The organism is Pelotomaculum isophthalicicum JI (assembly GCF_029478095.1).
Taxonomy (GTDB): domain Bacteria; phylum Bacillota; class Desulfotomaculia; order Desulfotomaculales; family Pelotomaculaceae; genus Pelotomaculum_D; species Pelotomaculum_D isophthalicicum.
In genome coordinates, this window is sequence record NZ_JAKOAV010000004.1 from 55,915 (window position 1) to 68,550 (window position 12,636).

Genomic DNA, 12,636 nt, shown 5'->3' on the forward strand with positions numbered 1-12,636 from the left:
TTTGTCTCTATGGTGGAAATTAAACTATGCCATTAAATACTCTGTTATTGCACAATATTTTAATTACGCCAAATCTACTACAGTTACACCAAACCCTCCCTCGCCCTGTTCGCCCAGACGGAATGATTTCACCCGGCGGTGCCCGCTTAGATGCTTATGGACAGCCATTCGTAACGCACCGGTACCCTTACCGTGAATCAGTCGTACTTTGGCAAGCCCGGCTAAAAAAGCGTCGTCCAAGTACTTTTCCACCTCAAGCAGGGCGTCTTCAGCATAGAGTCCTCGCAAATCAAGTTCAAATGAAATCTCCTGCGCTTTATTCAGCGCCACTTTAGCCGTTTCGCTCTGCCCGCCTGGCCTGGTTTTTTCAACCCGGCGCAATTCTTTTAATGGGACGTTTATTTTAATAATACCGACTTGCACCTGGACTTCGCCTTCAGGACCAGACGGCGCCAAAACAACGCCGTGCTGGTTGAACTTTGGTAAATATACTTCTTCCCCGCTGCGTAAAATACCTGGAACTTTGCCGGCGATAGCTTTTTCGGGAACGGCTTTGTTAACTTTTTTTTGTAGTGTCGTTAACTTTTCCCTGGCCTCTTGTATAGCGTTTTCTCTAACTTGAGCCGCTTCTTTAGCCAGTTTTACCCTAAGTTCTTTTATTGTTGACTCAGCTTCCAATCTGGCTGTCTTAACCAGCACTCTTGCTTCATCACCCGCTTTAGCCAGAATGGACTCCCGTTTCTGGGCAAGCTCAAATTCCATTTTCTCATATTTTTCTTTCAACAGCCGGGCATCTTCAGCCAATTCAACAGCCTCAGCGCGATTGGCATCAGCTTCCTGTTGTGCCTTCTCTAAATTATGCATTAATTCTTCAACATTTATTTGTTCTACAGTTAAGAATTCCCTCGCCCGCAACACCAATTCCTCCGGCAACCCCAGCTTTGATGCGGTTTCAAAAGCGTTGCTGCGGCCCGGCCGCCCTATTAAAAGACGGTAAGTGGGCCTTAAAGTGACAGCGTCAAATTCTACGCTGGCATTTTCCACCCGCTCTCTGGTATAGGCAAAATTCTTTAACTCGCTATAGTGGGTGGTTGCAATGGTTTTAGCTCCAACAGAGTGCAATTTCTCTAAAATTGACTGGGCCAGAGCCGCCCCTTCCGTCGGATCCGTTCCGGCCCCTAATTCATCAAGAAGGACCAGACTTTCACGGCCGGCCTTACCGATGATCTCGACAATGTTAACCATGTGAGAGGAGAATGTGCTAAGAGACTGCTCTATGCTTTGCTCGTCACCGATATCCGTGAAGACCTGCCGGAACATCCCGATTTTTGAACCTTCATCAGCGGGCAGGTGCAGTCCTGATTGAGCCATTAATACCATAATACCGGCGGTTTTTAAAGCGACAGTCTTACCGCCAGTGTTGGGTCCGGTCACAACCAGCGTATCAAATTCTTCACCGAGCCGCAGGTTTACCGGCACTGCCGCCTTTTGCAAAAGTGGATGCCTGCCTTGCCGGATATTCATGCACGCCTTGCCTTCAAAAACCGGAGCCCAGGCGTTCAACTTCTCACTATACCTCGCTTTGGCCATAATAAAATCAAGCTTCCCTAAGGCGTCCAGGGAAATGAGCATGTCGTCGGCGTTTCCGGCCACTTCCGCCGACAGCCCGGTAAGGATTTTTAACACTTCTTGTTTTTCCAATACCGTCAAACGCCTGATCTCGTTATTCTTATCGACCACCGCCATTGGTTCGACAAACAAAGTGGCGCCACTGGCGGACTGATCATGCACGATCCCGGGCACCTGCCCGCGGTGTTCGATTTTAACGGGCACCACATAACGGCCTTCTCTGACGGTGACAATCGGGTCCTGCAAATACTTCTGGTATTCCGGCGACCGGATTACATGCTCCAGATGTTCCTTAATCTGTACTTGAGCGTTTAATAGTTTACGGCGCACTTGCGCCAACGCGGAGGAAGCACGGTCTGCAACCTCACCGCCAGGCAAGATGGCTTGTTTTATTTTTTTTTCAAGATCCGGCAGAGAAACCAAAGCAATACCCAGTTCACTGAGAATGGGATAACGCTCCTGTTTTTCCTCTAGAAATTTTTTAATCAACCGGCCGGCCGCGAGTGTGTCGGCTATAGCTATAAGCTCCTCCGGCTCAAGCAATGCTCCCCGGCCGGCTCTTTGCAGTTGTGGCCTTATATCGCGCCAACCGTTAAGCTCAGCTGTTGGGTCCAGCCTGAGCAGTTCGCGTCCCTCGCTTGTTTCAGCCTGCCACCTGAGAATAGCGTCCAGGTCGTCAACAGGTTCCAATTCCCATACCCGTTCTTTTCCAAGTGGCGATCCAGCGTAAACAGCCAGTTGTTCTTTGATCTTATTATATTCAAGTCTTGACAACGTTTTAATATCCATAAGCCCGGCCTTCCTGCTTATTAATATTAAATAAATTATAACATATAATTTTTGTGGCACGGGACGGCGGTTAGCCTTGCGTGTATTATCCAAATGCTGAACTACAGAACACCCCGGTAATAATGCCCCCTGGTAAATCCACCGGGGCTATATCTTGCTAAAGCTTCTTTTGCACGCGATATTTTTTCATCTTCCAGCGCTTCAGGCAACTTGTTCAATGCTAAACGATAAACCTGTACAACGTCGCGCACATAGTCGGCTCCTTCGCGTTTTGCTTCGATACGTAGCGCCGCCACGCCTGTCCCGGCCAGTAACCTGACATCTTCTATAATGCACAGGTCCCTGGAATTGAATAGTTGCATCCGGCAGAACTGATCCAGTTCAAATGGAAATACAACCCCCTTGCGGTCCCTTAGCCCCCAGTGCCGGCCTGCACATGGTCCGGCGCAATTATTGCCGCAGCCAAGAAGACTTCCCGCGGCGCAATGTTCAGAGATCATCAGGGGCACCGCCCCGTGCACAATCACTTCAGCAGGAACTGGTAAGGAAGCCGCCAGGCGGCGGACCTGCTCCATGGTTAACTCCGGTGAAAGGGTAACCTGCGCTGCTCCTGCTTCCATTAAAAAAATAGCCGTTTGGCGGTTGAACACATTCAGGGAAAAATCAGTGTATACCGGTTTGCCGGTAATCTCCCTTATCTTTCTAATTAAGCCAAGGTTGCCTGCCTGAACCCCATCCAGAAAATTTTGGTCTAATTTTTCCAAAAGCCGGCAAAACCAGCCAAGCTCTTTATCATGCATAATGCGCGGCGACGATAATATGAAACGAACGCCGGCTTTCCTGCATATTTCTCCGGCGGATAGAATAATCTGCGGAGTAACAGGTTCTTTGGAACGGTACTGTTCGCCCCCGAAATATACTATTTCCGCTCCCGACTCTACCGCTGTCATCAGGGAATCCAAATCGGTAACAGCAACTGCCAGTTCCGGTGTCCCGGCATTTTCCGGCTTAATCTCTTTCTCATAAGAAAAAACGGCTGACAAACGGCCACGGAAATCTTCATCAGATATAGGGCTATGCCTGGCAGCGGCCAAACGGCGCTTTTCCAGTACGGCAAGCGCCCCGCGCCGCGCCTCATTGATTTCAGCAACCGGCACAATCAACGGTCCGGCCAGTTCGCAACGCAAGTCCCTCATGGCAAACGGGGTATTCCCCAACCTCTCAAGCTGGTTTAATAAGTATTCATAGGTTAGAGGACGCTTCAGGGCTTTCTGACACGGAGACTTTGTTTCCGCCTCCCCGGTCAGCCCGCCCGGATCAGTCACTCTGATTAGCAAAGGCTCGTTATGACGGGCAAAGACTTCAAATGACAGCGGTATTTTCTTGTTTTCTTTGGAAGAGGTAAATGTCACTCTCGCACGTTCAATAAGATCCGCGTCATGCGTCTTAAAGACACGGTCGCCGGGGAAAACCCGGCCCGGTATATCCAGATATACAATATCTCCGGCGGCTGCCCGCTCAACATTTACTCCGTCCCTGATAATCCGGTGTACTTCCCCGGCCGCGCGTCCTCCTTCAGTAACCCATACTTCAATACCATCGCCCACCCGCAGCGGTCTCTCCAATGACAATTCGGCCATCTTTCTGTTCCTGTCGAAACCTTTTACTCTTCCCAACCGGACCCCGCGGTTGTTCGGACGCTTGTAGCTCATCAACTCCCGGCCGGGACGACCGTAAAAGTAACCGGTAGTAAAATCACGGTTAAATATCTGGGCCAGGTCTCCAGCCTCTTCTGGAGTGACCTCATAATCCCCGCCATCAGCCGCCCGGTCCAGCAAATTACGGTAAATCCTTACTACAGTCGCAACATATTCCGGTCTCTTCATCCTGCCTTCGATTTTTAAAGAAGTTATCCCGGCTTTTATTAAATCGGGCAGGTGTTGGCTCATGTTGAGGTCGCGCGGACTCAAAAGGTGCTCACCAACCACTCCCGGCTCACCCACCGGGCGGTTTTTTTCGTCAACCAGCACATATTGAAGGCGGCAAGGCTGGGCACAGCGGCCCCGGTTGCCGCTCCGCCCGCCGATTAGACTTGACAGCAAGCACTGGCCGGAGTAGCAAATACATAAAGCGCCGTGTACAAATGATTCCACCTCAACCCCGCCCCACCCGGTTATTTCCTTAATGGCTTCCAGTGAAAGCTCCCGGGCCAGCACGATTCTTCCGATACCTTTTTCTTTCAATAACTGCGCTGCCGGCAGGTTATGAACAGTCATTTGCGTGCTGGCATGCAGGGGCAATTCAGGAATAACCTGCCGGGCAAGCCCGATTAAGCCCGCGTCCTGCACAATTGCCGCGTCGGCGCCGGCACGCTGCAAAAAGTGCAAAAACTTCACCGCGCCGGTTAATTCATGATCCGCCAGAAGAGTATTAACCGTAACATATACTTTGACCCCGCGCACATGAGCAAATTCCACCGCTTTAATTAACTCATGATCATCGAAGTTACCGGCTGATTCTCTGGCGTTATATAATTTACCACCCAGGTAAACGGCGTCCGCCCCGTTCTGCACCGCCGCCACCAATGCTTCCCAGGCGCCGGCGGGAGCAAGCAGTTCCGGTTTAACCGGCATTAACAGTTACTCCTTCCGCTCAAATCTTAAAAGTCCGGAACAGGGGATGACTTCAACACCCCGCTGCGTTAATTCATCCAGAAAAAGGTTCATGCCGAGCGAGTCGCTGGCCATGTGTCCTGCTATGATTACATTGATATGGTTTTTTTCCGCTTCCTTGCGGTGTTTTTCACCGATATGCATCACAACCAAGGTGCCGACGCCGGCCACGGCCAGCTTGGCGTATGCATCCTCAGAACCGCTGGTGCCTCCGGTCATATCCACCATAACCCTGCCGGCCCTTTTTTCTTTGCTGCCGACAACAATAACCGGACCTGCGTTATACTTTACAGCCTCGGCATATTCAGGGATATTTTTAATGACCTTGACCAGTTCGTCTAGAGTTTCCGGTTTTTCTTCATTTATCATATTTTGCAAATAATTCTGCACCAGATTGTCGGCGGCGGTATGTACGCATATCAAAGGAATATCCAATAGCCTTGCGGCATCAACCGCCCTGTTGTGGTTCAAAGGCAACAACCCGCGTTTAACTTCATTAATACGCGAGGCCATAATACCCTCAGCCACATTGATTGGCACCCCGAAACTGGCGAGCACGTCTTCCTGCAATTTCATCACCTGGTATAGAGCCGCCATCGCTTTTCCTTCCGGGTGGTGGGCGATAACCAGATCCACCGGTTGCCCCCGGGCGGCAAGCCGGTCGGCTAGAAGCACCTCGGTTGCCTCCATGTCGATACCGGTCAGCACACACTTAACCTCTTGTTCCGGTTCCCCGAAAAGAACTCTGGTGTCACCGTACGGGTTAAACAACCGGTCCTGATCGTATTCTTTCTTTTCATCTTCTTTCAAATCATTAAAATTTTTCTTTTCCTTTTCCAGCAACTTTAGTACTACTTCCTTTGACCGCGGGTCGTTTTCAATACCTTTTTGCACGGCCAATTCATAAATTTCTTTGATTTTCAGCTTACCTTCCCCCTGTCCCAAAATTACAGTAGTAGTCAGTAGTCAGTATTCAGTAGTCAGTATATTTCAAAACAATAAACCATTCATTCTACCGCTGAATTCTTAATCCTGACCTTAAACTACTTACCACTAGCTACTATCCCCTTACTCCCGCATACTGACTTCTTGCACCTGTCTTGTTGCTCCCGACTTCTTTCTACTGAATACTGAATACTGACTACTGTCTTCTATTTTTTTGATACAAACCGGTTGCCTTTCAGGTAAAATCTCAGCGGCATGTCTGCTCCTTCGCGAATACCGACACGGGTTGTCATAACGATTGGCTCGTTTGTCTCTTGAGCTTTATGAATAAAAAGCGTTCCTCCGGTCAGATCCATGCCGTTATGGCTGCGTGTTATCCCCATGGCCTGCACTAGTTTTGCCGGGCCTCCGCATAGTTCCTCCAGCCTCTCCCGCTTTCTTCTTAAACGCATCAACTGCAGCCCTTCGACCGGCTCCAGCGCCCGGATCAAAACAGCCTCCCCTACACCTTCCGGTGCCGAAACCACATTAAAACAGTAATACATACCGTAAATAAAATATACATAAGCATAACCCGGCGCCCCGAACATCACCCGGTTGCGGCGAGTAATGCCGCGTGAGGCGTGACAGGCAGGATCACCTTGAAGATAAGCCTCTGTTTCAACAATTTTGCCGGCGGTGATTCCTTCCGGGGACATATGAACAAGCAGGCTACCTAGCAGTTCTCTGGCTACTGTAACAGTATCACGGTCGTAAAAAGCGCGGGGAAGGCTCTCTTTTTTTGCGACTGTCTCAGAAGTATCTAACATTTTTAGGCACCAAATTTTTGTTTCATTAAAACATTTCAAGGCCGATAAAAAATCTGTTATTCTGACTCCTGAATTCTGACTCCTGAGTCTTTAATCAGCTACTTATTTTTTTCATCCAGGTACAGGAGCAGTTTTTCCAACGGCATCGTGTTGACAATATCGCCGGCTTCCAGCCAAGCCCGGCGCGCCACCGCCACTCCATAAGGCATTTCGTCCATCCTTTTCAGGTCATGAGCATCTGTGTTTACGGCTATTTTAATACCTTTATCTTTGGCTAAGCGGGCGTTTATATCATTCAAATCCAGACGGTCCGGAGATGAGTTAATCTCTAATATCGTACCACAAGCGGCGGCGGCATCCAATACTCTTTCAAGATTAAGAGCGTATTCATCCCGCCTCCCCAGCAAACGTCCGGTCACATGACCGATGATGTCGACATTTTTATTATTTATCGCCGAAATAATCCTGCCGGTCATCGTTTCGCGGTCCTGTCTAAAAGCGCTATGGACCGACGCCACTACTATGTCGGTTTCTTCAAGTATTTCATCGGGACAATCCAAATCCCCCTTGGGAAGGATATCCACTTCCATACCCGTAAGAATTCTAAAATCCTCATTATTTTCACTAAATTTCTCATTCATCATTCTTATCTCTCGGTGCTGTTTTTTTAGCTTTTCCAGAGAAAGCCCTTTTGCGATTTTAAGAGACTGCGAGTGGTCGGTAATAGCCAAATACTTATAGCCTTTTTCTTTGGCCCTTTTCACAACTTGCTCAATGGTAGCGACGCCGTCGCTCCAAGTAGTATGAATATGCAAGTCGCCTATTATATCACTCTGTTCCACTAACTGCGGAAGTCTGTCATTAATAGCGGATTCAATTTCGCCCCGGTCTTCCCGGATTTCAGGAGGTATATAGGACATGCCCAGGGCAGCGTATATATCCCCTTCATCATGGACCGCATCGGTTCGCTCTATCACTGAATGAGCAAAATCCACACCTTTTGCGCCTAATATTTCTTGCAATCGAGACAGATGCTTTTTACTTCCGGTGCTTTTATGCAGCGCCAGAAAGAACATCTCCTCCGGCACAATTTCCAATTCGACGTCAATACCCCACCAGGTATGAAATCTGGCACGGTTTTCAACTATTTTCGCCGCCTCTTTTATGCGTGGATGGCTTTTAACTGCATCAAAAACCATGCTTGCGTCTTCAGCCTCAACCACCAGGTCAATATCTCCCACTGTTTCTCTCCACCTGCGAATGCTGCCCCCAACTTCAACTCTAGTAACGCTGGAGATAATATTTAGGTATTCCGTCAGTTCCGCGGCCAGTTCTCTCGCCGTAGCCAGCAAAACGTTGCCGGACCGTCTTTTGATCATTTCCACATTCCTGATTATATCCATTTCCAGTTTAACACCCATCCCCGGCAGGCCGCGCACACGCTTGGCCAGGGCTGCCTCAGCAAGTTCTTCGGGGTTGGATATGTTCAGTTTTTCCAGGAGCATGCTGGCCCGCTTTGGCCCGATCCCAGGCAACGACATAATTTCTATTACACCTTGAGGGACTTCCCGCAACAACTCCTCGTGCTTCTGCAGACGCCCCGTTAGTAGAATTTCCTCTATCTTTTTTGCGATATTTTTGCCTATCCCGGGTATTTTTTTCAAATCAACTTTTTTTTTGATTTCTTCAACAGGTTCATTAAGACCAGCCAGTACTTTTGCCGCGTTACGGTAGGCGCGGATCTTGAAAAAATCATCCCCTCTAAATTCATGAAGCTCAGCCAATTCATAAAATATCCGGGCTATTTCAGCATTTCGCAAACTAACCGCCCCGTTTCGGTATAAGATAAAACTCATGAAGTAAACTTCATGAGTTCAAGTGCGTTCTACTTTGATTCCGGTTCAAGCATTCGAACCATATTTTCATATTCTTCCCGGAGTTTAATTAATTCATCCGCCATGTTTAAGGCGGCAAGCATAGCTACTTGCGACTTGCTCAATTTTGGGTTGCGTTCAGTCAACTGCTTCATTTTATGGTTGACATACTGGGCAACCTTCAACATCTGTGCCGGGGAACTATCGCCTTTGAGTGTATAATACTCACCGAAGATTTCAACTTCAACCCGGAACTCCCGCTCCTCCGACATAAAACTCCCCCAGGTGTTTCTCGAATTTAAATAATAGTTATTTCGTCATGTTGCTACATTTTCCTTCACCATAAAAAATTTTTCTGATTTTTGCAGATTATGCCGCTTTTCAACCTCTTAGCTGCGCTCCAAAACGGTTGGATAACTCTGTGGCAATGGCATCAGTTGCTTCACTAACTTCCGCGTCAGTGAGGGTACGGTCCGCAGCCTGAAATTTCAGCGAGAAGGCCATGCTCTGATAACCCTGGGGAACTTGCTCACCCTGGTAAATATCAAACAACGAAACAGATATAAGCAGTTCTCCACCGGTTTTTCGGATTGTTTCCAGGATATCACCGGTACGGTTTTCTCTTTTCAGCACAATCGCCAAATCCCGTTCGACACCGGGGAATTTCGGCAGCGGTTTGTATACTTTCGGCTGTCCTGAAACAGCATATAATTTTTCAAAATCAATTTCAAAGGCCACGACTCTCTCAGGCAACTCATATTTCTCCAGCACATCCGGGTGCAGTTCACCGATAACGCCAATTTTGCGCCCACCCGCATCCAATGCCGCCGTCCTGCCGGGGTGGAAACTTGGATTGTTGTTTTCCGGATAGAAATTGACAACCTCTGTTCCAAAATCACTAAAAATACTTTCCAGCACACCTTTCAAGAAATAGAAGTCATACTCCTGTGACTGCATCTTCCAATTCCCGGGCGCTTTTCCCATGGCCACAGCCGCAAGGGCAGGCCGTTCTTCCGGGGGATGGTTGTCACCCCCAGGCAAAAATACCGTGCCAAGTTCAAAAATAGCGCCATCTTGCACCCTGCGGTTGAAATTTCTAGATAGCACCTCCAGCAACCCGGGGAGCATCATCGTACGCATTACTGAATGTTCTTCACTGAGTGGGTTCTGTATTTTTACAGTATTCCTGAACGGGCTGTCCGCAGGCAGGTTCATCAGATCAAAAACCCGCGGGTTGGTAAAACTATATGTGACCACCTCATAAAAACCGGCGCCGGCCAGGGCATCGGCAATCAACGTCTTGAAAGACTGTTCCCGTGTTTTAGCCCCATGGCTGGAAGATCCGAACGGCAAGGTGGCGGGTATCTGGTGATAACCGTGAATCCTGGCTACTTCTTCAATAAGGTCTTCCTCTATGCTCACATCAACCCGGTAAGTCGGTACGGTAACCAGCAGGTCCTCGCCCGCATCCTGTACATTAAAATGAAGCCTGGACAGGATATCAGACGCCTTTTCCTTTGGTATATCCAGTCCAAGAACATATGCTGCGCGTTTTGGCCTGAACATAACCGTTTTTTCGTTTGCCGGTGAGATATAGTTGTCAACGACACCGGTCACAACTTCGCCCGCGTCCATATCATAAATAAGCTGTGCGGCCCGGTTAATCGCCATTAGACAACCGCCGAGATCGATTCCTTTTTCAAAACGCAGGGATGCCTCGGAGCGCAAGCCAAGCGCTTTTGAAGTCCGCCTGATGCTTACCGGATTGAAATAAGCCGACTCAAGCAATATCGAAGTTGTTTGATCTGTCACTTCTGTGGACAATCCGCCCATAACTCCCGCGACCGCGACCGGCCCGGACGGGTCGGTGATAACCAGCATATCCTTATTTAATTTCCGCAAAACATCGTCCAGAGAAACCATCTCCTCGTCCTCTCTGGCCCTGCGGACGATTATATGATGGTCGACAAGTTTATCGTAATCAAAAGCATGCAAGGGCTGGCCCATTTCCAGCATGACATAGTTGGTAACGTCAACAATGTTACTAATCGGCCTCATTCCGGCGGCGCGCAAGCGCGACTGCATCCACAACGGTGAACGGCCCACACGGACATTTTTAATTAAACGCGCAACGTAACGCCGGCATAAATCGGGTTCGTCTATATCTACCCGGACCTGTCCGCCGATATTTTCCCCTGCCTCCGGGAAAGACGGTTCAACCGGCCGGAACGGACGTCCAAGCAACGCAGCCACTTCACGCGCCACTCCGATAACTGACAGGCAGTCACCGCGGTTTGGCGTCAGGTCAAGCTCCAGGATGAAATCATTCAGACCCAATATTTCTTTTGCGTCACGGCCAAGTGGAGTTCCCGGCGGCAAGATCATGATTCCATGGGCCTGATCAGCCGGCATTGTTTTGGCGTCAATTCCCAACTCCTGGCCTGAGCACATCATCCCACGGGACTCCACTCCTCTGAGTTTAGCCCGCTTAATCACAAATCCCCCCGCCAATTTGGCCCCTTCCAGGGCTACCGGTATGACATCGCCTTCCTTGACATTTGTAGCCGCTGTAATTATTTGCAGTTTTTCTTCACCAGTATTCACAGTGGTGATAACCAGCTTATCAGCATTGGGATGAGGGCTGATTGTTTCAATTCGACCTGTTACCACCCCGGAAATATCCTTGCCCAATTCGGTTACACTTTCCACAGCAATACCCGCGAGAGTTAGACGCTCGGCAAGTTCTTGCGGCGGCAGATCAAGATCGACAAAATCCTGCAACCAATTATAAGATATGTACACGGTGTATACCTCCTGAATCGGTCTTTATAAAAACTTAATTACTACGTATATAGAGTTAATTAAAACTGCCGTAAAAACCGCAAGTCGTTTTCGAATAAAATCCGTAAGTCATCAATGCCATATTTGAGCATGGTAATTCGCTCCACACCAAGTCCAAAGGCGAAGCCGGTGACCTCTTCCGAATTGTAGCCGGAAACTTCCAACACCCGCGGATGCACCATACCGCTGCCCAGGATCTCCAGCCAGCCTGTGTGCGAACAAACCCGGCACCCCTTACCGCCGCACATAACGCAGGAAATATCAACTTCCGCGCTGGGTTCGGTAAAAGGAAAATAACTGGGTCGGAAACGTGTTTTGGTTTTTGGCCCAAAGATTTCCCTCATAAAAAGGTCTAGCGTCCCCTTAAGATCACTGAAGGTAATCCTGCGGTCAATAGCCAGACCTTCCACTTGGCTAAACATGGGTGAATGAGTAGCGTCATCGTCACGCCGGTAGACCTTGCCGGGAGATATGACTTTCACCGGCAAATTTGGCGCTGTTTTTTCCATGGTGCGCACTTGTACTGACGAGGTCTGAGTGCGTAATAATGTGTCGCTGCTGATAAAGAAAGTATCCTGCATGTCCCGCGCCGGGTGATCTTTGGGCAAATTAAGCGCCTCAAAGTTATAATAATCAGTTTCTATTTCCGGCCCTTCAGCGATGTTATATCCCAACCCCAAAAAAAACTTCTGGATCTCTTCCGTCACGATGGAAAGGGGGTGCTTGCCGCCACGCAGTACCGGCGAGCCGGGGAGTGTTACATCAATCCCCTCATCTTTCAAACGTAGCTCCTTGGCCAGTTTTTTCAGGGCAGAGGTCCTCGTAGCCAATTCTTTTTCTATGGAAGCCCTTACTTCGTTGGCAATCTGGCCGATAAGCGGCCTTTCCGCCGCGCTCAGCGCTCCCATACCCCGCATTACCTGGGTTAGCTCACCCTTTTTACCTAAATATTTCACCCTTAGATCATTCAAATCTTCAAGAGTGCAGGCACTCGACAGGTCCTGGAGAGCGTCCGCGCCAATCCGCCGTAGCTTCTCTTCCATCAAATCAACCTCCTTTAGCGCATTATACAATAAT

The 12,636-nt window shown here is 49.0% G+C and carries 8 protein-coding genes; all 8 read right to left on the minus strand.

The annotated features are described in order from the left end of the window. Positions 1 to 63: 63 nt before the first annotated feature. The gene (locus L7E55_RS03375; protein ID WP_277442646.1) at positions 64 to 2,418 is read right to left on the minus strand and encodes an endonuclease MutS2; all 2,355 of its coding nucleotides are present in this window, start codon (positions 2,416 to 2,418) and stop codon (positions 64 to 66) included. Positions 2,419 to 2,519: 101 nt separating this feature from the next. After that, positions 2,520 to 5,051, minus strand: coding sequence for a U32 family peptidase (locus L7E55_RS03380; protein ID WP_277442647.1), 2,532 nt, complete (start codon positions 5,049 to 5,051; stop codon positions 2,520 to 2,522). 6 nt (positions 5,052 to 5,057) lie between these two features. Then, entirely contained in the window at positions 5,058 to 6,014 is a 957-nt protein-coding gene (locus L7E55_RS03385; RefSeq protein ID WP_277442729.1) for a Nif3-like dinuclear metal center hexameric protein, read from the minus strand. A gap of 227 nt (positions 6,015 to 6,241) precedes the next feature. Next, on the minus strand, positions 6,242 to 6,844 hold the full coding sequence (locus L7E55_RS03390; RefSeq protein ID WP_277442648.1) for a DNA-3-methyladenine glycosylase: 603 nt from the start codon (positions 6,842 to 6,844) through the stop codon (positions 6,242 to 6,244). Between the two features lie 98 nt (positions 6,845 to 6,942). Next, positions 6,943 to 8,700, minus strand: coding sequence for a DNA polymerase/3'-5' exonuclease PolX (gene polX / locus L7E55_RS03395; protein WP_277442649.1), 1,758 nt, complete (start codon positions 8,698 to 8,700; stop codon positions 6,943 to 6,945). A gap of 29 nt (positions 8,701 to 8,729) precedes the next feature. Then, positions 8,730 to 8,990, minus strand: coding sequence for a cell division protein ZapA (locus L7E55_RS03400; protein ID WP_277442650.1), 261 nt, complete (start codon positions 8,988 to 8,990; stop codon positions 8,730 to 8,732). Between the two features lie 109 nt (positions 8,991 to 9,099). Next, on the minus strand, positions 9,100 to 11,520 hold the full coding sequence (gene pheT, locus L7E55_RS03405) for a phenylalanine--tRNA ligase subunit beta (RefSeq protein ID WP_277442651.1): 2,421 nt from the start codon (positions 11,518 to 11,520) through the stop codon (positions 9,100 to 9,102). Positions 11,521 to 11,579: 59 nt separating this feature from the next. After that, positions 11,580 to 12,602: a phenylalanine--tRNA ligase subunit alpha gene (pheS, locus tag L7E55_RS03410; protein ID WP_277442652.1), complete on the minus strand. Its 1,023-nt coding sequence runs from the start codon at positions 12,600 to 12,602 to the stop codon at positions 11,580 to 11,582. Positions 12,603 to 12,636: the final 34 nt, after the last annotated feature.